The 22,982-nt window shown below is 32.7% G+C and carries 24 protein-coding genes; 8 read left to right on the plus strand and 16 right to left on the minus strand.

The window, feature by feature from the left end:
- Positions 1–88: 88 nt before the first annotated feature.
- The 3 genes from HB672_RS08790 (at position 89) to murA (ending at position 2,464) form a co-directional block, all read left to right on the plus strand.
- On the plus strand, positions 89–379 hold the full coding sequence (locus HB672_RS08790) for a DUF493 family protein (RefSeq protein WP_167611112.1): 291 nt from the start codon (positions 89–91) through the stop codon (positions 377–379).
- Between the two features lie 134 nt (positions 380–513).
- Positions 514–1,149, plus strand: coding sequence for a DUF4290 domain-containing protein (locus tag HB672_RS08795; protein WP_167611115.1), 636 nt, complete (start codon positions 514–516; stop codon positions 1,147–1,149).
- 7 nt (positions 1,150–1,156) lie between these two features.
- Positions 1,157–2,464, plus strand: a complete 1,308-nt coding sequence (murA, locus tag HB672_RS08800) for a UDP-N-acetylglucosamine 1-carboxyvinyltransferase (RefSeq protein ID WP_167611118.1) — start codon at positions 1,157–1,159, stop codon at positions 2,462–2,464.
- A gap of 81 nt (positions 2,465–2,545) precedes the next feature.
- On the opposite strand, the gene HB672_RS08805 is transcribed toward murA, so the two are convergent.
- The 7 genes from HB672_RS08805 to HB672_RS08835 form a co-directional block, all read right to left on the minus strand.
- Positions 2,546–2,905 (minus strand): nuclear transport factor 2 family protein, encoded by a 360-nt coding sequence (locus HB672_RS08805; protein ID WP_167611120.1) that lies wholly within the window; start codon positions 2,903–2,905, stop codon positions 2,546–2,548.
- A gap of 65 nt (positions 2,906–2,970) precedes the next feature.
- A complete protein-coding gene (locus HB672_RS08810) occupies positions 2,971–4,281 on the minus strand; it encodes a deoxyribodipyrimidine photo-lyase (RefSeq protein WP_167611123.1) in 1,311 nt (436 codons plus the stop codon).
- Positions 4,278–4,742: an SRPBCC family protein gene (locus HB672_RS08815; RefSeq protein WP_167611126.1), complete on the minus strand. Its 465-nt coding sequence runs from the start codon at positions 4,740–4,742 to the stop codon at positions 4,278–4,280. The genes HB672_RS08810 and HB672_RS08815 overlap by 4 nt, the downstream gene beginning before the upstream one ends.
- The gene (locus HB672_RS08820) at positions 4,743–5,207 is read right to left on the minus strand and encodes a TspO/MBR family protein (protein WP_167611129.1); all 465 of its coding nucleotides are present in this window, start codon (positions 5,205–5,207) and stop codon (positions 4,743–4,745) included.
- Complete coding sequence (locus HB672_RS08825) at positions 5,208–5,378, minus strand: Lacal_2735 family protein (RefSeq protein ID WP_167611132.1); 171 nt, start codon at positions 5,376–5,378, stop codon at positions 5,208–5,210.
- A gap of 2 nt (positions 5,379–5,380) precedes the next feature.
- Positions 5,381–5,917 carry a glutathione peroxidase gene (locus HB672_RS08830; RefSeq protein ID WP_167611135.1) on the minus strand — a complete coding sequence of 179 codons (537 nt, stop codon included), beginning with the start codon at positions 5,915–5,917 and terminating at the stop codon, positions 5,381–5,383.
- The gene (locus tag HB672_RS08835; protein ID WP_167611138.1) at positions 5,918–6,148 is read right to left on the minus strand and encodes a hypothetical protein; all 231 of its coding nucleotides are present in this window, start codon (positions 6,146–6,148) and stop codon (positions 5,918–5,920) included.
- 205 nt (positions 6,149–6,353) lie between these two features.
- Here HB672_RS08835 and arsB point away from each other — a divergent pair, with 205 nt between their 5' ends.
- The 5 genes from arsB to HB672_RS08860 all read left to right on the plus strand — a co-directional run bounded on the left by arsB (position 6,354) and on the right by HB672_RS08860 (position 12,737).
- Positions 6,354–7,400 (plus strand): ACR3 family arsenite efflux transporter, encoded by a 1,047-nt coding sequence (gene arsB / locus HB672_RS08840; RefSeq protein ID WP_167611141.1) that lies wholly within the window; start codon positions 6,354–6,356, stop codon positions 7,398–7,400.
- A gap of 89 nt (positions 7,401–7,489) precedes the next feature.
- On the plus strand, positions 7,490–8,332 hold the full coding sequence (locus HB672_RS08845) for a DUF2911 domain-containing protein (RefSeq protein ID WP_167611144.1): 843 nt from the start codon (positions 7,490–7,492) through the stop codon (positions 8,330–8,332).
- Between the two features lie 115 nt (positions 8,333–8,447).
- Positions 8,448–9,440, plus strand: a complete 993-nt coding sequence (locus HB672_RS08850; RefSeq protein WP_167611147.1) for an acyl-CoA thioester hydrolase/BAAT C-terminal domain-containing protein — start codon at positions 8,448–8,450, stop codon at positions 9,438–9,440.
- A gap of 132 nt (positions 9,441–9,572) precedes the next feature.
- A complete protein-coding gene (locus HB672_RS08855; RefSeq protein ID WP_167611150.1) occupies positions 9,573–11,675 on the plus strand; it encodes a c-type cytochrome in 2,103 nt (700 codons plus the stop codon).
- A gap of 195 nt (positions 11,676–11,870) precedes the next feature.
- Complete coding sequence (locus HB672_RS08860; RefSeq protein WP_167611153.1) at positions 11,871–12,737, plus strand: hypothetical protein; 867 nt, start codon at positions 11,871–11,873, stop codon at positions 12,735–12,737.
- Between the two features lie 113 nt (positions 12,738–12,850).
- Here HB672_RS08860 and HB672_RS08865 read toward each other — a convergent pair whose 3' ends face one another.
- The 9 genes from HB672_RS08865 to HB672_RS08905 form a co-directional block, all read right to left on the minus strand.
- Positions 12,851–14,587 carry a sodium:solute symporter gene (locus HB672_RS08865; RefSeq protein WP_167611156.1) on the minus strand — a complete coding sequence of 579 codons (1,737 nt, stop codon included), beginning with the start codon at positions 14,585–14,587 and terminating at the stop codon, positions 12,851–12,853.
- 116 nt (positions 14,588–14,703) lie between these two features.
- Entirely contained in the window at positions 14,704–17,232 is a 2,529-nt protein-coding gene (locus tag HB672_RS08870; RefSeq protein WP_167611159.1) for a PIG-L family deacetylase, read from the minus strand.
- 76 nt (positions 17,233–17,308) lie between these two features.
- Positions 17,309–18,373 (minus strand): magnesium/cobalt transporter CorA, encoded by a 1,065-nt coding sequence (corA, locus tag HB672_RS08875; RefSeq protein ID WP_167611162.1) that lies wholly within the window; start codon positions 18,371–18,373, stop codon positions 17,309–17,311.
- Between the two features lie 2 nt (positions 18,374–18,375).
- Positions 18,376–18,912: a mechanosensitive ion channel domain-containing protein gene (locus tag HB672_RS08880; protein WP_167611165.1), complete on the minus strand. Its 537-nt coding sequence runs from the start codon at positions 18,910–18,912 to the stop codon at positions 18,376–18,378.
- A 44-nt stretch (positions 18,913–18,956) separates the two neighbouring features.
- The gene (locus HB672_RS08885; protein WP_167611168.1) at positions 18,957–19,862 is read right to left on the minus strand and encodes a septum formation inhibitor Maf; all 906 of its coding nucleotides are present in this window, start codon (positions 19,860–19,862) and stop codon (positions 18,957–18,959) included.
- Between the two features lie 5 nt (positions 19,863–19,867).
- Positions 19,868–20,461, minus strand: a complete 594-nt coding sequence (locus tag HB672_RS08890) for a Maf-like protein (RefSeq protein ID WP_167611170.1) — start codon at positions 20,459–20,461, stop codon at positions 19,868–19,870.
- A complete protein-coding gene (locus HB672_RS08895; RefSeq protein WP_167611173.1) occupies positions 20,461–21,375 on the minus strand; it encodes a geranylgeranylglycerol-phosphate geranylgeranyltransferase in 915 nt (304 codons plus the stop codon). Before HB672_RS08895 ends, HB672_RS08890 begins: the two co-directional genes overlap by 1 nt.
- Positions 21,376–21,694: 319 nt before the next feature.
- Positions 21,695–22,222 (minus strand): HAD-IIIA family hydrolase, encoded by a 528-nt coding sequence (locus HB672_RS08900; RefSeq protein ID WP_167611176.1) that lies wholly within the window; start codon positions 22,220–22,222, stop codon positions 21,695–21,697.
- Positions 22,206–22,970 carry a Rossmann-like and DUF2520 domain-containing protein gene (locus HB672_RS08905; RefSeq protein ID WP_167611179.1) on the minus strand — a complete coding sequence of 255 codons (765 nt, stop codon included), beginning with the start codon at positions 22,968–22,970 and terminating at the stop codon, positions 22,206–22,208. Before HB672_RS08905 ends, HB672_RS08900 begins: the two co-directional genes overlap by 17 nt.
- Between the last annotated feature and the right edge of the window lie 12 nt (positions 22,971–22,982).

The raw sequence follows: 22,982 nt of genomic DNA on the forward strand, positions 1-22,982 counted from the left end.
CTATTGATTTTCTCAGTAAAAATCGTAATTAAATGCAGAAATAAAAAATATTTAAAAGCGTATATTTGTCCCGCTTAAAAAAAAGGTTATGAGTAAACCAAATGCAGAAGAATTTTATAAGAAACTAAAAGAACAACTTTTAGAAACGGCTACATGGCCATCGGAGTATTTATATAAGTTTATTGTTAAATCTGATCTTGCCAAAATAGCAGAGATTGAAGCTCTTTTTGACAATACAGGTGCGGTTATAAATACTATCGAATCTAAGAACGGAAAGTACACGAGTGTTTCAATAAATGTGATTATGAAAGATCCAGACGCAGTTATTTCTAAGTATATAGAAGTAACAAACAATGTTGAAGGTGTAATTTCGTTATAAAGTTGTATAATTTGCAGATAATTATTGTGTCAAAAATCAATTAAAAGCAATTGCTATTGTTTATTTTTTTGTACTTTGGCAAAAGTAAAACTTCGTAAGAACTTATTAATTCTACACATACATAATACAATATTTTGATAGATCAATTAGAGTACAACACAGAGCGTGAACATTTAATTATACCAGAGTATGGACGCCACATGCAAAAAATGATTAATTATGCTAAGACGCGCGAAACTAAAGAAGAGCGTAACAAACTAGCCAAATCAATTATTTCGGTTATGGGAAATTTGCAACCACATTTACGTGATGTGCCAGATTTTCAGCACAAACTTTGGGATCAACTTTTTATTATGTCCAATTTTGAATTGGATGCCGATTCACCTTTTGAAAAACCATCAAAAGAAGTTTTAGAGGCAAAACCAGAGCCTTTAGCTTATCCGCAAAATTTCCCAAAATATCGTTTTTATGGTAATAATATTAAAACCATGATTGATGTTGCCAATACTTGGGAAGATGGCGAACTAAAAGAAGCATTAGTCTATACTATTGCTAATCACATGAAAAAATGCTTCTTAAACTGGAACAAAGATACCGTTGAAGATGTTGTGATTTTTGATCACCTTTTTGAGTTATCTGATGGAAAAATTGACTTACGTGGAAGCGAAGAAGATTTAAGCGATTCTACTAGTTTAATGCGTTCTAAAAAGAAATATACCAAAAAAACTGGAGGAAAGAAAAGTAACAACCGAGGTCGTAAACGCTATTAATTAATCAATGAGTACATTTAAGATTGAAGGTGGTCACCAATTAAAAGGAGAAATACAACCACAAGGAGCAAAGAATGAGGCACTTCAAATTTTATGTGCAGTTCTTCTCACTCCAAAGAAAGTTACCATACATAACATTCCTGACATTGTTGATGTCAACAAACTCATAAAGCTTTTAGAGAAATTAGGTGTTAAGGTCAATAAATTGGCTCATGGCTCATATAGTTTTCAAGCTGATGAAGTCAATTTGCCTTATTTAGAAACTGAGCAATTTAAAATTGATGGAGGCGGTTTACGAGGTTCAATTATGATTGTTGGTCCTTTACTTGGTCGTTTTGGTAAAGGGTTTATCCCAAAACCAGGAGGCGATAAAATTGGAAGACGTAGACTAGATACACATTTTCAAGGATTTGTAAATTTAGGTGCATCTTTTAGGTATAATCGCGAAGAGCATTTTTATGGTGTTGAAGCTAAAAATCTAAAAGGAGCCTATATGCTTCTTGATGAGGCTTCTGTTACAGGAACAGCCAATATTGTGATGGCTGCTGTTTTGGCCGAAGGCAAGACTACTATTTACAATGCAGCTTGCGAGCCATATTTACAACAGCTTTGTAAAATGTTGAATAGAATGGGAGCTAAGATTTCTGGTATTGGTTCTAATATGCTCATTATTGAAGGAGTAGATAGTTTAGGAGGTACAGAGCATACTATGCTTCCCGATATGGTTGAAATTGGAAGTTGGATTGGTTTAGCAGCGATGACCAAGAGTGAGCTTACCATTAAAAATGTAAGTTGGGATAATCTTGGATTAATTCCAACGGTATTTAGAAAATTAGGAATAACCGTTGAGCGTCAAGGTGATGATATTCATATTCCTGCTCATGAAAGTGGATACGAAATTCAAAGTTATATTGATGGCTCTATTTTAACCGTGAGTGATGCACCATGGCCAGGTTTTACCCCAGACTTATTAAGTATTGTTTTAGTTGTGGCAACGCAAGCTAGAGGCTCAGTACTAGTACACCAAAAAATGTTTGAAAGTCGCTTATTTTTTGTAGATAAGTTAATTGATATGGGAGCTAAAATTATTTTATGCGACCCTCATAGAGCAAACGTTATTGGTCATGACTTTAAGTCAAGCTTAAAAGCTACCACAATGACATCTCCAGATATTAGAGCTGGTATTTCTTTATTAATTGCGGCTTTATCTGCAAAAGGAACATCTACAATCCATAACATTGAACAAATAGATCGTGGTTACGAACGTATTGACGAACGTTTACGTGCTATTGGTGCTAAGATTGAAAGAGTTTAAGACAAAATAAGTATAAGTTAAAACATTAAAAAAGCTCCTAATTTTAGGAGCTTTTTTAATTATATTAATAAGTGTATCGCATTACATATCATAAAAAAATTGTTCGTTTACAATTTTTCCATCTTTTACTTCAAAAACGCATACTTCTTCCATTTGTGTGCGTCCTTTTTCTTTAAAAGTGACATCAAAACCCATTTTTGAAGTAAAGTGATTTCCAACAACTACTGGATCACTTATTTCTCCTTTATGAAACTCTTCCACATTATTTAGCCATATTTTATTCTTATTTATGACATTAGCTTTCCCAGTTACTATTGCTTCAGGAAACCCAGGCATTTCTTTACTTGTAACATTGTCTGCATACAGTTGTTCTATGCATTCTAAATTCTCACCTTTTCTGCACATTTCTACCCATTTGTTTGCTACTTCTTGTGTGTTCATATTACGTTAGTTTTATGTTAGACCTAAATTTAACAAAAAGGAAGCGCAATTCTATTAATAAAATGTTAGAATTGATCTAAAGCTTCTTTATAGGTTTTTAAGCAGCGTTCTCTAGCAAATTTATGTTCAACAATGGGTTGGGTATATGTAAGTTCTTGATATTCTGGCACCCATTGCTTAATGTAAGTATGGTCTTTATCAAATTTTTGAATTTGAGTAGTAGGATTAAAAATCCTGAAATAAGGTGCTGCATCGACACCACAACCAGCAACCCATTGCCAATTACCAACATTACTTGCTAATTCATAATCGTGTAGTTTTTCAGCAAAATAGGCTTCACCTAAGCGCCAATCAATCAATAAATGTTTGCATAGAAAGCTACCAACCAACATACGTACACGATTGTGCATAAAACCTGTTTCATTAAGCTCACGCATTCCAGCATCAACTAATGGATAACCTGTTTTTCCTTCACACCAAGCTTTAAATTCTTCTTTATCATTACGCCATTGTATAGCATCGTATTGTGGTTTGAAGCTTTTAGTAATGGTATGCGGAAAATGCCATAGAATTTGCATAAAAAACTCACGCCAAATAAGTTCTTTCAAAAAAGTATTATTATGACTCTTTAGAGCTTTTTGCACCATTTTCCTAGCGCTAACCGTTCCAAAGCGCAGATGAGGACCTAATTTTGAGGTGCCTTCTTTTGCAGGAAAGTTTCTTGTGGCTTCATAGTTATTTATAATTGAATCTGAAGCATCAAAAGACTCAATTGTTTGATTAGACTTTACGAAACCTATGTCGCTCAAACTTAAAAATGGAAGATTTGAAGCCATTACTAATCGTGATAAATTTTCTTCTGAATTGTAATTTTTTATGAAATTGTTTTGTAAGGTTTCTATCCACTTTTTAGAATATGGTGTGTATACTTTGTATGATGTGCCATCATCTTTAACAACTTCATTGGTTTCAAAAATGACCTGGTCTTTATAGCTTTTAAAATCTATATTTTTTGTTTCTAAAAAAGCTTTCACATCGTTATCTCGCCTTTTTGCATAAGGCTCATAATCGTGATTGGTAAATACTGTGTTGATAACGTAGTTGGTAGCTAACTGTTTAAAAACTTCTAAAGGTTTATTGTGAAACGTTGCTAAGGAACTTTCAAATTTTTCTTTTAATGTGTCATTAATATCACTTAAAGTTTTGTGTATAAAAGTAACTCGTGCATCATTTTTAGGAAGTGATTCTAAAATATCTTTATCAAAGATGAATATTGGTAAAACATTGTATTTAGCATTTAATGCATGGAAAAGTCCAACATTATCTTCTAAACGCAAATCGCGTCTAAACCAGAATATGTTTATAGTGTCTTTCATTTATAAGAGCCAAATAATTCTTCCATTTTTTTGGTTCGATATGCAAAAATTTCTTCCAGTTTTGGCTTTACTAATATTGGTTGTGCTAATTGCCCAAGCCAACCAAAAGGCACTTTGTAATCTATAATGTCTTCCATTTCAACACCACCTTCAATTTCTTTTATAAAATGCTTATGATGCCATAATGCGTATGGCCCAAAGCGTTGTTCGTCAACAAAATATTGCTTGTCTATGACATGAGTAATTTCGGTTACCCATTTAGTTTTAATCCCTAAAACAGGAGTTACAATGTATTGAATAATTTGTCCTGGATACATTGGTCTATCTGCTCCTGAAAGAATATCAAAACTCATATAATCTGGCGTTATGGTTTTTAAATTTGCAGGACTCGATAAAAACTCCCAAGCTTCATCTATTGAGATTGGAAGGTTTTGCTTTTTATGTAGTTGATAAAGTTTCATCTAGTTATGAATAACAACGTATAAGTTTAAAGATATGGCAATGCAAAGCCAGAGAATGTAAGGCAGTAATAGAAATCTTATTGTTTGTAAAGACTCTCCTCTAAATGTTAAGAAGTAATACAGAATTACAATTAGCAATAAAACAATGACTATCAATGCAGAAAGGGTCATATGCTGATTGAAAAATATGTAATTCCAACTCACATTTAATACGACTTGAAACGCATATAGCAACCATAAAAATTTGGAGTTTTGCCAATCGAAGAGATAAGCTAAATATATTGAGAAGCAAATCATAATGGTGGTCCATGCAACACCAAACACCCAACCTGGAGGTGTCCAAGGCGCTAAATTTTGATTCATGTACCAACTAGAGGTTGGGCCATTATTCATTAGTAAATTACCAATGTATAAGCCTCCAAAGTTTATGATTAAAAATAAAAGTATGAGTTGGTAAAATTTCATTTAGCCTTGTTTTAAAACGTCTATTTGGCCTAGTGTTTTCTGAGCTTCAGCATATTTTTCATCACTCTTGGCTCTATCTATAGAAGATAATGTATGCCATTCGCTCATAAGTTTTTCATACTGTTTTTGTAAGATATCCAGTTTTGATTTTGATTTAAAAAGTCCAAACATAATTATAAGTATTTCGTTATTTTTTTACTTAATGGTTTTGTTGTTGAGTAAAAATAGTCAACTAGATTACCTTTAGGATTCACAAGGTATTTTTGAAAATTCCATTTAACATTGGAATTATTAAAACCATTTATATTTTTATCAGTTAGCCATTTGTATAGTGGATGTTGTGCGTTTCCTTTAACATCAATTTTTTCTGTAATTAAGAAATCGACACCATAATTTACTTCACAAAACTCTTGAATTTCAAAAGCAGTACCTGGCTCTTGACTTCCAAATTGATTGCATGGAACACCAATAACCACAAGCTTGTTTTTAAAGGTATCATGAAGTTTTTGAAGCTCTTTATATTGAGGTGTAAAGCCACATTTTGAGGCTACATTAACAAATAAAATGTGTTTCCCTTTAAAATCAGAAAAATGGATTGATTTACCTTGTAAGCTATTTATTTTTATATCATAAATAGAATGTTTGTGAATGTTCTTTTTATCTAAATCTGAGCTAAAAATATTTTTTATTGATTTTTTTAAGAAATCCATTTAGTATGCCTCTGTTAACGGTCGACCTTTAAGACGTTTTTCTATTTTCTGCTTTATCACGGTTAAACGTTTCATGATGTCCATAATTCGAGCATCTTTTTCCTTTTTATAGATTTCATTCAAACCTAAAATAAGTGATTTTGCTTCTCTAGAAATTTTCACTCTATCACTTGTAGATAAGCTACGTCTTTTTTGTTTTTCAAACTCTAAGGCTTTGTTTATTATATCCATACTTAGTTTATTTCTTTTTATTACTATTTATTCTTTAGATGTCCCAAAATTACAAAATGTTTAATTTAAAATAATAAAGATTAAACAAAATTTAACATAGTTATTTTAACTAATGTTATGTTTTTGTCAAGAATCCTATCATAATTCCATTAATGTTGTTTTATAAGGTGTTTAATATTTACTTTTGCTCTAAACCTTATTTCTAATGGCTTCATCAAGTAAAAAACTTAGTTTCTTAGACTCATACCTTACCTTATGGATTTTTATCGCTATGGGTTTAGGTGTCGCTTTAGGCTATTTTTTCCCTCCCATTACGTCTTATATAGATTCTTACAGTAGTGGCACAACAAATATTCCTATTGCAATTGGATTAATATTAATGATGTATCCACCTTTAGCAAAAGTTGATTACAAGCTATTGCCAAAGGTTTTTAAGAATGTTAAGGTATTGTCCATCTCTTTATTTTTAAATTGGATTGTAGGTCCAATTTTAATGTTTGTCTTGGCATTGATATTTCTGCAAGACCACCCAGATTACATGGTTGGATTGATTTTAATAGGCTTAGCACGTTGTATTGCCATGGTTTTGGTGTGGAACGATTTAGCAGAAGGTAGCAGCGAATATGGTGCAGGTTTGGTGGCATTAAATAGTGTTTTTCAAGTATTTGCTTATAGTTTTTACGCTTGGCTTTTTATTACAAAACTTCCACCATTACTTGGTTTTGAAGGTGCTATTGTAGATATTTCCATTGTGACAATAGCTGAAAGCGTCGCAATTTATTTGGGGATTCCTTTTTTAGCTGGCATATTAAGTAGACTTATATTAGTAAAAGCAAAAGGCGAAGAGTGGTACACCAAAAAATTCATCCCAACAATTTCACCAATTACTTTAATAGCATTGTTATTTACTATTGTCCTAATGTTTTCATTAAAAGGAGAGCTCATTGTTGAAATCCCAATGGATGTTGTAACCATAGCTATTCCGTTACTTATTTATTTTGCAATCATGTTTCTCATTGGCTTTTTTGTATCTAAAGCTATGGGAGCGTCTTACGATAAAAATGCGGCCATTTCGTTTACAGCAGCTGGAAACAATTTTGAGCTAGCTATTGCAGTATCTATTGCAGTTTTCGGATTAAATTCAGGCCAAGCATTTACTGGTGTTATTGGGCCTTTAGTTGAAGTTCCTGCTTTAATTTTACTTGTAAGAGTGGCTTTTTGGCTGAGAAAGAAATATTACCTAAAAGCATAGTAATACACAATATAATTGGAGTCATTATTTTCTTAGTTTGATTTTGTAAATTTGTGTAATTAAAAAAATAACATTAAATCTTAATACACATGAAAAAATTACTTTTAATAATGCTTGCGTTTACATTGTCTTACGCAATAAATGCACAATTGCAAACCCCTGCACCAAGTCCTGCATCCAAAGTAGAGCAAAAGGTTGGGTTAACAGATATTACTATTGACTATTCTAGACCAGGAGTAAAGGGAAGAAAAATATTTGGTGGATTAGAACAATTTGGAAAAGTATGGAGAACAGGAGCTAATGCAAGAACTAAAATTACATTTAGTGACGATATTACTTTTGCAGGTCAGGAGGTAAAAGCAGGAACATATGCTATTTTCACTATACCAGGAGAAAAGAATTGGGAAGTATATTTATACACAGAACATCAAGGAAATGGAGCGCCTCAAACTTTGGATGAATCTAAAATTGCTGCAAAAGCAACGGTCGAAGCAATGCCAATTCCTTTTGTCGTAGAAACATTCACCATTGATATCAATAATATTAGAGATGCTAGTGCTAATTTAGATATCATGTGGGAACAAACGTATATCACGATTCCATTTACTGTACCAACTGATGCTAAAGTATCGGCTGCTATTGATAAAATGTTGGGAGGCCCTAGTGCAAATGATTATTATGCAGCTGCAGGTTATTATTTAAGTGCAGGTAAAGATCCAGCTACTGCAAAAAAATGGATAGATAAGGCTATGAGTAAGATTGAGAATCCTGCATTTTGGCAACTGCGTCAACAGTCGCTTATTTACGCTGCTGCAGGTGATAAAAAAGGAGCTGTAGAACTTGCTAAAAAGTCTTTAGCTGCTTCTGAAAAAGCTGGAAATACACAGTATGTTAAAATGAATAAAGCATCACTTGCTGAATGGATGAATTAATCATTTATAGTATATAAAATTAAAAAAGCGAGCTATATGCTCGCTTTTTTTATAACTATATTTGAGAGTTTGTTGTATTTTTAAATCAACTTGAAAAGTCATTAAATAAGTCGCAATGAAATATATTCTTATCGCATTTGTATTCCTTACAAGTTGTGTAAGTAATGCTTCAAAGCAATTACCAACAATTACTACTAATGAATATGAAATCACTAGGGATTCTGTTAGAATAGAAACCTCTAATGGTACCATATTCGGAATCTTATTTAGACCTGTAGGTATTGATAAAAAAATGCCTGCTGTTTTATGTTTACAAGGTGGTGGCAACGTAGGGTTGTCTAATTACCTCTATGAAGCTGAGTTTTTTGCTAAACAAGGGGTTGTAGCCTTAGTATGTGATAAATCTGGTTCTGGGTTATCAAAAACTAAAAAGAGCTGGAGAGCGCAGAGCTTTGTAGATAAAACTAATGAATATTACGAATTGTTTACTTGGTTGTCTAATAAAGAATATGTCAATTCTAACAAAGTTGGAGTACATGGAATGAGCGAAGGAGGAAGACTAGCTCTAAATATGGCTATTGAGTTTCCTGAAGACATAGCTTTTGTGAATGCTGTATCTGGACCCATTGAGTCTTATAAAAAAAACCATCTATACGCCATTAAGCATAATTTCTTATCAAGAAACATCGATTCTGTTACTGTAAACGAAGCTGTTCGTCTTTGGGATATCTATCTTGAAGAAGTTAGCTTAGGCAACATTACAAGTGAAACTATTAAAAAAGTAAATGCCTTTAGAAAGCTTCATCCAGAAATTAATTATTTACCAAGTAATTCGACACGATTACCTCAAAGACCATTATCACAAGATGTACATTTTACTCAAGAAGGTAAACTAGATGGTATAACATGTCCAGTATTGTTTCAATACGGCGAATTAGATATTTTGGTTGATCCTAAAAAATCAATTACGTTAATACCAGACAAGCCTATTTTTGAAATTAAAAACTATAAAGTAACAGACCATTCCATGACTCTTAAAAATGGCGATGTGCATCCTAATTTCATATTAGATAAAAAGACATGGATTCATGGTTTTTTGGAATTATAAGATTTTTAGATTGAATAAAGTCTCTTTTTCTGAGTGAATGAATTAATATTTAGCACATTAGATAATCAAATAAACTAAGATTAAAATATTGTATACTATATTTAGAGTCTATAACTAACCAATTAATTGTTCATGAGTAAATCAGTAGAAGCCTCAAAAAAAGCAAACCTAAGTAAGAAATTTTATATCCATGCCATTATTATCACAATTCTATGCTTTACATCTTTAGTGTCTTGTAAAAAGGATCAATACGCTATGGTAGAAGAAGAACCTTTTTTACTAGGAAGAGGGTTTGGTTTTAGTTCGGCTACAATAAATGTTGCCAACATAGATAGTGCACGTCAGTATTTTTCAGAAAAACTTGGATTCTCATTGGGGAGATCCAAAGAAGCAGAAAAAGGCAATATCAAAGGAACACTTACTAGTAGATTAGGGTTTCCAGATATGTCGTCTATAGAATTATTGTCAGTTATTGACTCTATTCCTGTTACTGGAAAAGACTCTGTATTGCATCAGTTTTTAAGACAAAAACCTGGTGTTAGGATGTACACCTTTTCAAGCTCGTCTATAGATAGTACTTATTCATGGCTTACTTCAAGAGGTTTTGAAATGGATTCTATTGATACCTATAGAACATTAAATGAATCACCAAATAAAGAAGCATGGGATGATGAGTATTTTGAGCTATTAAATTTGAGCTTTAAAGATATACAGAAGCAAGAATATCTTCCGCAATTTTCAAAGATGCCTGATTTTCCTTATGAACGAATGAACGAATGGAACAGCTTTTATAATATGCAAAGAGGCTTTTTAAAACACCCAAATGGTGCTCTTGGTGTAGTTGCAATAAAATTGATGGTTCAGGATATAGACGCTGCGCGTAACGAGTTCTTAAAAATGGGATTAGAAGAACTAAAGGATTCATTACACCAAGATAACGTAAGGTTTAAAATTAAAAGAAATCAAGAAATACAATTAATTGCATCACCATCAGAAAAAAGTGAGCAATCGGACTCAGCAAGCAAGGAAAATGCTAGCGTGTTCAGTATGCTTTTTGAGGTTAAAAACATTGATGAAACCTATGCTTTTCTAAAAGAAAACTTACCAGAAGAGGCTTTGCAATGGGATGCTACTTTAAAGCAGTTAACAGTTTTAAAAGAATACGCGTATGGCTTGCAGTTGGAATTCAAACAAGAATCTGAGATGCAGGCATTAATGGTACAGAAAGTTCAAATAAATTACGGAGCGAAACTAGACAGCGTTGCACGACATAATGCTAATGCCATGTATCAGCAATATTGTGCATTATGCCACGGAAAGGACAGGGAAGGGTATGCTGCAGATAATGCACCTTCATTACGCTCTAAATCTTTATTAGGATCATCAAAAAGCAATAATTTTATAAGGTACACGATTCAATTTGGTAGAGGAGAATCTGCAATGGCTGGATATTACGACCAGTTAGGCGGCCCACTGACACTCATAGAAATAGAGTTACTCATAAAATGGCTAGAAGAAGAAGCTGGTATTGAAAAACCTATTGAGCTTTCTCGAGACCCAGTAGTTGGTGATGTAGCATTAGGAAAAGAAGTTTACCAAACACAATGCGCCGTTTGCCATGGAAATGAAGGAGAAGGTATTACTGCACCAGCTTTAGGAAACCCCATGCTTTTGGCTACGGCAACCGATGATTTTTTACGCTATGCTATTAAAGAAGGAAGAGATGGCACACCAATGGTAGCTTTTAAAGATTCCCTCAGTGAAAAGGAAATAGATGGTGTTACTACTTTTTTAAGAAGTAGAGCTTCTGGCTGGAATGTACCAAAAACCGATTCTATTAAAATACCAACGCCAGAAAACTACATTTTAAACCCAAATGGTTCTCAGCCTAATTTTAAGTTGAGAGAAGGGCGTTATGTATCAGCTAAGCAGTTAAACCAAGCCATAGGAGACAGTACAAGATTGGTGATATTAGATGCTCGATCGCAGGTTGCATGGAGGCAAACACATATTCCTGGGTCTATTCCAGTACCTTACTATGAAGACCCTGAAGAGTTTATTAAGCACATTCCTAAAGAAAACACCATGATAGTTGCCTATTGTGCATGTCCTCATGCAGCATCAGGAAAAGTAGTTAGCAAATTAAATAAACTAGGCTATACCAATACAGCTATTTTAGATGAAGGTATTTTAATTTGGGCACAGTTAGGATTTCCTGTAAAACATGGTCACTAAAACAAAAAAACGTAAAAAAAGCGAACCCATTGGCTCGCTTTTTTGTTTAAAACTGTTTATAAGTTTGTTTTAGTAAACTATTATTAGTTAGTAACTTAGCAGTTAAATTTGATATGAATTACTTGTGCTGAATTTACTTCAATATTAAATCGATTATAAAATTAAGTTAACAACAATACCCCAGCAAAATTTAAGATGCAAGAACTACCATCAAATGTTAGAATTAAAATTCAAGATGGAATTAGCAAAATTCATTCGGGAGAAATAAACGAAGATGATTTTGAGCTGATTCTAATTCGATTAAGAGAATATATCCCTGATAATAATATCATTAAGGAAATCAGTCATTTTGTTGCTCATCATAATAGAGATTCGGGTGCTACATTTAATTCTTTCTATAAAAAATATTGTAGAATGCAAGCGTACTTAAAATATCAATTCAATAATGAGAAATTGAACCTCGAAAGATCTTTAGAAAAATGGGAATTTGATTTTATAATTTTTCAACTAAACAATTTGGGAAATAAAGAAGAAAATAATAAAGAAGTTGAAAAAGTCAAAAGATATATAAGAAAGGAAAATGGAAAATATTTTGTTCAACAAAGAGATATACCTAAAATTATTTCAATTTTAAAATACGCTTTTTCTTTTATTAAAATAGAACCATTATTCTCTTCTGAACTGATTATTTCGGACTTTAAAGAAACTTTAAAAGTTAATAATTTACAATTTGACAATGAAAAAGTTGACAAGTTTCAGAATGGAATTATCTTAGCAATACTTGTTCTAATACATAAAAAGTATTTCTATTCAATGGAGAGAAAAATTGGTCAAGCATTTGTGAATATTTCAAATTTCGATAAAGAAAAATCCTCCACAATAGAATTGCAAGGTGATGTTAATCTTGGGGAAATTCAAATGAGAACAACCTTAATTGAAACTAATATTCTAGCCGAAGAAGGTATTCTTCAAAATCTATATATTTTGGATTCAAATAGCAAATCCTTTGATACGAATGCTAATTTAACTTTAATAGATAATAAGTTATCTCGTTTAAATTGACCTAAAAGGATTGTGTCTTAAAACGTGTATAATTAATTTAGTTATTAATCGAAAAACCCACTCGTGTCCCTTTGTAAAGAATCATACACAAACACGATAAGCGTAACTAAAAATTACTCACCAATAGCTTCTAATTCTTCACTAGGCGAACTTCTATCAATTGTTTGAAGCAGTATGGCAATTACCATGACTATCACACAACCAACAAAATTTAACCATAGAAATGGCAGATTAATAAATTCGTATTCGTTTAGTAAAAATAAGCCTATCACAAGTACTTGCGTAATTAATGCTGCGGTAAACACGGCGTTTCCTTTTACCCATCTTACAAAAAATGCGAGTAAAAAGATTCCTAAAACGTTTCCGTAGAAAATAGAACCAATAATATTTACTAATTGTATTAAATTTTCGGCGAGGTTGGCAACACAGGCAATACCAATGGCTAAAATACCCCAACCTAAGGTAAATAGTTTGGAGGCTTTTACCATCTCTTCTTCAGAATGCTTCCCAGTATTTCGTTTGTATAAATCGATAGTGGTAGTAGATGCTAAAGCATTTAATTCACTAGAGGTACTCGACATAGCTGCACTTAAAATAACTGCCAATAATAAGCCTATCAAGCCTCTTGGCAAGTTGTTTAATATAAAGTTGATAAACACATAATCTTTATCATTCTTTTCTACTTTTACTTGTTGCGCATCTGCTGCTTTTTCAATTAAAATTCTTGCTTCGCTTCTAAGTGCTTCATAAGCATTGTTTGCTTCAGCAATTTTGCTAGTTGTAGCTTCGTTATTGTTATTAATAAAGTCGGCAATATAGGTTTGCTTGTCATTAAAAATAGCGGCTTGTTGTGCTTGCAATGCTTTGTATTCATCGGCATATTCCGAGTTTAAAACTGTTTTGGTTGCATCTGGATTGAAATTTAAAGGTGCTGCATTAAACTGGTAAAATACAAATACCATTACACCAACTAATAAAATAAAGAACTGCATTGGAACTTTTAGTAAGCCATTAAATAATAAGCCTAATTGCATTTCTTTAACCGATTTTCCGCTTAAATAACGTTGCACCTGACTTTGGTCTGTACCAAAATAAGAGAGCATTAAAAACGTACCACCAATAATACCGCTCCAAAAAGTGTAGCGATTGTTTAAGTCGAATGAGAAATCTAAGACTTCCATTTTTCCATTAGCTCCAGCGATTTCCAAGGCATTGGAGAATGTTATGTCTGCAGGAAGTTTACTTACAATAATGATAAAAGCAACGACCATTCCTGTAAAAATCACGACCATTTGGTGTTTTTGAGTCACGCTTACTGCTTTGGTGCCTCCTGAAACGGTATAGATGATTACAAGGATTCCGATGATGATGTTTAGTAATACCAAATTCCAACCAAGCACCACAGATAATATAATTGAAGGTGCAAAAATGGTAATTCCAGCTGCAAGTCCACGTTGTATTAAAAATAGGATTGCTGTTAGAGTTCTGGTTTTTAAATCAAATCGATTTTCTAAAAACTCATAAGCGGTATATACATTTAATCGATGGTATAATGGAATAAATACCATACAAATAACAATCATAGCAATTGGCAATCCAAAATAAAATTGTACAAAGCCCATTCCGTCGTTAAATGCTTGTCCAGGTGTAGAAAGGAAGGTAATGGCACTTGCTTGAGTTGCCATGACAGATAAGCCAATAGTCCACCATTTTGAGGTGCTTCCGCCTTTTAAGTAATCTTTAACGTCTCTATTTTTTCTGGTTATCCAAGTACCATAAGCAACAATGGTAACTAGTGTAAATATTAAGATAGTCCAGTCTAAGGTTTCTAATTTTGTAAAATGATTCATACTACGACAGTGACTGAGTTATGATATAAAAAAGAATAATATAAATGGCATTAGCCACTAAAACCAGTGTGTACCAGTTTTTCCATTTTGCTTTTTGGTATGAATGATTTTCCATATTAGTCAGTTAGTTTTTTGTTTAAATTGATATTATCCTTTCCAATAGATAGCATATTTGAAAAAAGTCTATAGGCTCCAGAAACGCCTGCAGGAAACTCTCTAAAAAAGCTTAATCCTGTATAAATATAATGACCTTTACCGTGTTTAGCTACTAGTAAACTGCCATCTTTTGGTGTTTCCCCTTTGTCGTTTATAGAAATAAGAGGTGTAAACTCTTTACTCCATTCATTAGGAAAATACAATCCGCGTTCTTGAGTCCAACCATCAAAATCTTTTGAGGTGATTTTATTCGGGAAATTTAAAAGTTCGTGGTCGGGATTTAATATTCTTACTTCAGCGTTTTCATCGGTAACTCTGTCTCTTGATAGTTTTAAATCGAAAGGTGCAATGTTATCTACCTTAACACCTCTGCTAGTATTGTATTGCACAATCATATTGCCACCTTGCTCTACAAAGTCAAACAAAATATCTTGCTTAAATTTTAATTCATCTACAATGTTATAGGCTCTAATGCCAACAACCACAGCATCAAAGCGTGCTAAATTTTCAGAAGTAATATCTTCTGGTTTTACTTTAATGACATTGTAACCTATTTGTTGTAAACTTTCAGGAACAACATCGCCAGCACCTTCGATATAAGCAATGTTTTCACCACGTTTTTGAATATCTAAGCGAACAATTTTACTTTCACTTGGCAGTAAAACCGTTTGAAACGGAATGTGGCTGTAATCAATTTCAACAATCTCTTTTGAATTGGTTTTTCCATTAACAGTGACTTTTGGCACTAGCGTTCCTTCACTTTGGAATTTTGGAGGAATCACAGTAAATACTAGAGTTTGAGTGTCTCCTTTATTTTCTATCGTTACTTTTTGCTGCTGTGGATATACATTCCAATCGGTTGGATGTTCAAGGCTAATAGAACCGTCGATATTGTCTCTACCAGCTTTTACAACCACTTGTATTTCTTTTTGTTTGTCGTTTTCGAAAATGACTACTTTATTGCTAATGCTTGCAGATACTTCTGGAATAATCTCAAAAGGTCGATATAGTTCACCTTTATCTGGTTTTGAGTAGCGATACACTACGTCTTTTGTAATGGTGATTGGTGTGTTATTTATGGATAGATTGAAATCGACAGTTAACCCTCTAGGTGTTTCAGGCTTGCCAATTAAGGTTTGGTCATCGACCTTATACATTCCTAAAGTTCCTTTTTCTTCAAGCCAATAAGGTGTGGTTGTTTTTATGCTTATAGGTAATGTGATTTCTTGTTTAAAAGTTTCTTTTTTGTTAGGAGACAAGGCTAGACTTTTTTCAACTGAATTGCTTTCGGAAGATACTTTATAAGACACTAAATTTAGAGCAGCATTACTTCGGTTTAAAGTTTCAAAATTTAATGTAATATCGCTTCCAGTACTTGTGGTAGGTGTGCTAGCTGAGACTTCTAAGTACAAGCCTAAACATGCTTCAATAATATTTTTTAACTCTTTGGTTTTTATGCCTTTCCAATGCTTATCTTCAATGTTTTGTAGAAGTCTGTATGCGCTTACTAAATCGTTTAAATGAACGGAAGGATCTCTAAAATTGAAGTTTTTTTCTACCTTATATAAAATGTCTCCAATAGCTTTTCCGCCTTTAATACGATTCCATGACACATCGATACCTGAAAAGATATTGTTTTTATCTTCTGGGAATTCTCCTTTTAAAAACTCAATGTATTCATCCTGTGACCCACGAGTAGTTAAACGACCAAAGCCTTGACATAAATGTTGACTACTTGCAAGTGACGCCACTTCGTTATTTGACAATCCTTTATGTGGATAGAATACACCAACATCAAAGTTTAGCATTCCACTTTTATCGGCTTTTTCAAAATTTTCTTGACTCCCATAAAACCACCAACCAGTATTAAAGAATAATCTTTTAGGTTGCCAAGTATCTACATATTTTAATTGGTTGGGATAGCTGTTTTTGTCGCTAACCATATCGAATGCTTCCATGCTTAACATGGCTGAGCCTGTATGATGACCATGTGTAGTTCCTGGATTTCTATGGTCGAACCTATTAATAATAACATCTGGTTTAAACTGTCGTATGGCCCAAATAACATCACCTAGTACTTTTTCTTTATCCCAAATAGCAAAGGTTTCGTCAGGATGTTTGGAATATCCAAAGTCATTTGCTCTTGTAAAACGTTGCTCTCCACCGTCAACGCGTCTTGCAGCCAATAATTCTTGCGTACGAATCACGCCTAACAATTCTCTAATTTCAGGTCCAATTAAATTCTGTCCACCATCACCACGAGTCACAGATAGATAGGCTGTTCTAGCCTTAACATGATTGGACATATATGAGATAAGACGTGTATTCTCATCGTCAGGATGTGCAGCTACATATAAAACAGAGCCTAAAACATTTAGTTTTTGAACAGCCTCATAAATCTCAGAAGTACTTGGTTTTTGAGGTTGTTGACCGTAAGATGTTAGTATTGAAAAAAGAGCAAAGAGTATTGCTGTTTTGAACTTGTGCATGGTTATAGTGGTTTGCTAAAATCAAATATATAAAAGAAACGACGCGTTAAAGGTGGTTTTAATCTTTCTTTAACGGTTATAGCCACTTTTTTCGTTTAAAGTAGAATAACATGCCAATAAAAAGAACAATCATAATTCCCCATAAAACGAAATACCCATATTTATAACTGAGCTCTGGAATATTCTCGAAATTCATTCCGTAAATACCTGCAATAAAAGTTAGGGGAATAAATATAGTAGCAATAATGGTCAATACTTTCATGACTTCATTCATTTTATTGCTAATGGTGGTCATGTACATGTCCATAAGTCCCCAAATCATTTCACGATAAATATCAATATTTTCGGACACTTGAATAATGTGATCGTAAATATCACGAAAGAAATGAATCGTTTTTTTATTTATGAGTTTGTGTTCAATTTTTTCTATTCGATTTATAATTTCTCGTAAAGGGAAAATGGCTTTTCTCACTCTTAAAACTTCACGTTTAAGTGATTGGATTTGTGTAGTTACTTCCTCTTTAGGACTGCCACTAAAGAGATGGTCTTCTAACTCTTCAATTTTATTCCCCATAGTTTCGATAATTTCGTAGTAATGGTCTACCACGGAGTCAATAAGTGCATAGAGTAAGTAATCTGCTCCTAAATTACGAATACGACCCTTTTTATTTCTTATTCTATCCCTAACAGAATCAAAAACATCCCCTTCGGCTTCTTGAAATGATAATACATAATTTGAGCCTAAAACAAAACTTACTTGTTCTGATACTATGCGTTCATCCTTATCATAATACAGCATTTTTACAACGACGAATAGATAACTTTCATATTCGTCTATTTTTGGTCGCTGAGATGTGTTTACTATATCTTCAAGTGTTAAAGGATGAATGTCGTAATTTTTACCAATTTTTTCTATTTCATTGGTGTTATTGAGGCCATTAATATTAACCCAAGTTGTAGAGTCGGTTGTTTTGTAATGAAATACATCATCAATATTTATGAGCTCTTTCTCTTCTATGGTATCGGTTGTATAATCAAAAGACTCAATAAATAGTTTTGATGATTTCTCGCCTGTATAAACAATAGCACCAGGAATTTGCCCTACGTGTTTTTTATACTTTGAAGTTCGTTTTTTTCCCATATTTATAAAGCATCACTATCATCATCGATAGCATCTTTCTTGACTAAAGTTACGGCTTTTTGTAAAATTAAATTATTAGGATAGGTCACTAAATCGCCATTATCCATTCTAAGGTGTAATTGAAAAGCCCGAATATCTTCAATAATGGCTTCTATTGGAAAATCTTTGTCATGTATTTCAATTTTGTCACCGACTTTATAGGGAAACGAAAAGAACATAATAACGCCAGAAGTGATGTTACTAAGGATAGACCAAATTGCAAATAGACCAATACCAATAACTGCAAAAACCGATGAAAAAACCAATGATAATTCACCAGGTTGAGCGCCAAAGATAAAAGCTTCAATAAGCAAAACTACCAACAATAATGTAACCGTTACATATCTATTTATTAGATTAATACGCGCATCATTAATACTGCTTTTACGACCTATTTTTCTAACAATTGCTTGAATAAGAAATCTTAGTGCTAAGAATATTATAAATACTATTAAGGTTTCAATTAATTCGGTTTTATATGTTGTAAAGAAATTGTTCATTTTATAGTGTTTGTGCAAAGATAAAAAGTTAGGTTTACAAACAGCTATTTAAGTTTAAGAGAATCTCTTAAAACACCATCTTTGTTACTGTTTTTACTCCAATAAGGCGATTTAATAGTTTCTAATTTGGTTGCTTTTGTTGTAAGCTTTTCTGGACCACTTTTAAATGATTCGCTCCAGCTTAATATTTCAAAAGGAAATTCTTCGTTAAAATTAATTATTAAAACTCTATCTAATTCAGGGTACTCAATAGTATAAGAAGTTGTAGTTAGTGTTGCATTAGCATTATAAGGTCTTAACTCGAAATGTTTTAAGCTTATAAATTCAAATGAAGGAATTATTTGTAAGTCTCCAGTTGGGAGTTGTTTTGGATTTATTCGAAGTTGTGTCCAAAGTTCATTTTCTAAAAGTACTTTTTCTAATTGAGTGTTTTGGTCGGCTTCACCTTGAAAATACGAATGCGAATTAATTTCAAAACCATCCCTGTTGTTAAGTTGCGTGTATGTTTGTCCGCACCATTCTTGTACTGAGCTAGATATTTTAATTGCGTGTTCTACAGTTGAAAGAGGGTAGAAGGTGCTTTGCATAATGGAATACGGATAAATTCCTGTATTAAAGTTTTTAGTAGCATTAAGTTTTAAAACTGATATATTTTCTGGGCTTTGAGTATCTGATTTTACTTGTTTTTCAGGAAGAAAATCTTCGGTTACATAAATTAAAACAGCATGTCCTTCTCTAATTTCGCCATAGCGAGCTTGTTGCAGTGTGTAAGATGTTATTTCGGCTTCACCAGAATACCAATAATTTTTAAATTCTTGACTAAGAGTCCTATATTTTACAATGGAATCTGCTACTTTGTTTTCCTTTGTTGTATCGTTGTTCTTACATGAAACGCCTAAAAGTAGCATTGCTACTATTAGGAATATAGGGTGGTTTTTAATTTTTTTCATGCCAATTATTTGTGTTCTATAATATCATTGAGGGTTTTATACACCTTATGCACAGGTAATCCCATAACATTAAAATAGGAGCCTTCCAAGTGGGTGACACCAATTTGCCCAATCCATTCTTGTATGCCATAGGCACCTGCTTTATCCATTGGTGGAAAATTATTGATGTAATACCATATCTCATCATCAGACAGTTTTTTAAAAGTTACTTTGGTGATGTCATGGATTGTTTTTTCTGAGGTTGTAGTTTTAAAACATACAGATGTAATAACTTCGTGAGTATTACCACTTAGCGAGCGCAGCATTTTAAAAGCTTCGTCTTTATCTCTTGGCTTCCCAAGAGCTTCTTCGTTGTGCCAAACTATGGTGTCACTGGTTATAAGGATATCGTTTGGTTGTAGTTTTTTTTCAAAAGGCAAAGATTTAAGTTGTGCTAGATAGTTGCTAATTTCAAAGTGACGTAAACGGTTAGGATATTCTTCTTTTACTGGTTTTAAAATAATATCAAATTCTAAACCTAGGTTTTTAAAAAACTCCTGACGCCTCGGTGAGCCTGATGCTAAAATAATTCGATAATCTTTAAGTTTTTCGTTGAGCATTAATTAATTACGAATGGATATAGTAACAAAGATAATACACCAAACAACATAATTACTTTTAAAACATTAGATAAATGTTGATAATCCTTTTTTTGTTCTGCCGAAAAGACCTTGATAGTAAAATAGAGCATGGGTCCAACCACGAATATCAGAAAGTAAATAACAGCCAACATGTTATTGTACAATTGTGAAACAATATAATTTACAACTGCTAATAAAGGAATAAATGAAAGGGCAAAAACAACCATGGTTGTTCTATCTCTTCCAATAAGTATTGGTAGCGTTTTCATTTGAGCTTTATAGTCACCATTAACATCTTCAATGTCTTTAATTATTTCACGAAGAAGGTTAATCATAAAAGCAAAAATAGCATATGTGAAAGCAATTTTAAAAATGTATAAATATAGTTCTCTATTAGAGCTAGTTATCGAAGGTATTAAATCAAAAACAGGAACGATTAAAATGCTTAATCCAACCAAAGCAGACACAAGAATATTTCCTAATAGTAATGTTTGTTTTAAATACGATGCATAAATGTAAAGTAAAGCTGAAATTAATACAAAAATGACCGAAAAACCACTTCTTCCAATAACATTAGACAAATAAAACCCTAAACCAACACCAAGGAGATTTAAAGCAATAAATAAGTTTAAAGCCGTTTTTTCTGAGAGCGTTTTATTTACAATTACTTTTTCTGGTTTGTTTACCAAATCGGTTTCAATATCGTAGATGTCGTTAATAATATTTCCTGCTGCTGCTATAAGTATTGTTGCTAATACAAGTAGAGTAAATTGGAGTGTATTTAAAGTAAGTTGAATATTATACGACTCAAACAATGCGTATTTAACAAGAACTTGAACCAATGCGATTAGCAACAGATTTTTCCAGCGGATGAGGTTTAAAATATTAGTCATCTTTAAGAGAATAAATAACTAATTAGGTATCTCACTAAAATGAATATTGTTAGAAAAGTAATAATGAAAATGAATATTATTTTCTTCATTCGTTGTTTTTCAGTTTCTCTAATTCTATCTTTAATTCTATTTCTTTCAATATTGGTTAATTTCTTGTCATTAAAGTCTTTATGAAACTTCTCTTGACTTTGTAAATTGAGTTTGTGCTTAATTTCAGAAAACACAATCTTTGGTTTCCTAAAAAAAACGTCGTGAGTATTGCCAGAACCTATGTAACCAAAGCCAATTTTATGCCTTCTTTTATTTCTTCTATTTCCTCTCAATCGTATTTCGCATCAAAATTGGCATCCCACTTGCCTTGAACTTTTAGTACTTGTTCAATCACATCACGAACAGCACCTTTCCCACCATTTTTATGTGATACATAACTAGATATCTCTTTAATCTCAGGCGCCGCATCTTGTGGGCAACAAGGTAAACCTGCTAACTTCATTGTTGGGTAGTCAGGTATATCGTCTCCCATATAAAGTACATTCTCTAGTTTTATGTCGTAGATATGTAAAAACTCGTTCATTTGATCAATTTTATTGTTTGCTCCTAAGTAAATGTCATTGACTCCTAGTCCTTTTAAACGCAAACGTACACCTTCATTTGAGCCACCAGAAATGATACACATATTATAGCCTTTGTCAACAGCTGTTTTAATGGCATATCCATCTTTAATATTCATTCTTCTTAGCATTTCACCTTTTGTAGTAATGGTTACTGTTCCATCTGTAAGTACACCATCAACATCAAAGATGAAAGTGGTAATATGTTTTAAATATTCTTTATAGCTTTTTGCCATGGGTTAATTTTATTGATTTTGTTAGTAACTCATAAATGTCTTTATGAATCTCTTTGTCTAAGGTTCTTAAATGTTTTTTAATCGTTTTTTTGTCACCACGTTTTGCAGGTCCAGTTTGCGCCATGTAAGGTGAGAGTGTTTCAATTTTACGAGCTGTTTCCTTTATTAATGGTTTTAGAATATTAAAATCTACACTTTTAGACTCTGTAACTTCATGCCCTACACGGTAAAGTTGATTCACAAAATTATTTACAAATACCGCAGCTAAATGTAACGCAGCTCGTTGGTCAGAATTTACCCTGTAATGTTTACAACCCAAGCCTTCAGATAAGTTTTTTAACACCTGTAAATCTTTCTTGTTTTCGATTTCAATACAAATAGGGACTTCAGTAAAATCGATATCAGCATTTTTTGTAAAGCTCTGTAAGGGATAAAAGACTCCGCGTCTATTTTTTTTATCTAAATCGTGTAAACTAACACTTCCAGAAGTGTGAACAACCAATTTATCTGTAAAAGGTAATTGAGACGATAGTGTTCCAATAACATCATCACTTACTGCAATAATGTAAAGATCAGCTTGTTTTAAATCATCAATATTTTTGGTGAGGCTCACCTCGTTTTTGTAAGATTCAATAGCCTTTATATTCCTGTTGTACCATTGAATAACAGAAGTGTCTTCAGCTTTTTTTAAAGCTTTGTATACATGTGTCGCCACATTGCCTGCGCCTATTATAACTATAGATAACATACTGCTAAAATA

Source organism: Gaetbulibacter sp. S0825 (assembly GCF_011777505.1).
GTDB lineage: Bacteria > Bacteroidota > Bacteroidia > Flavobacteriales > Flavobacteriaceae > Pontimicrobium.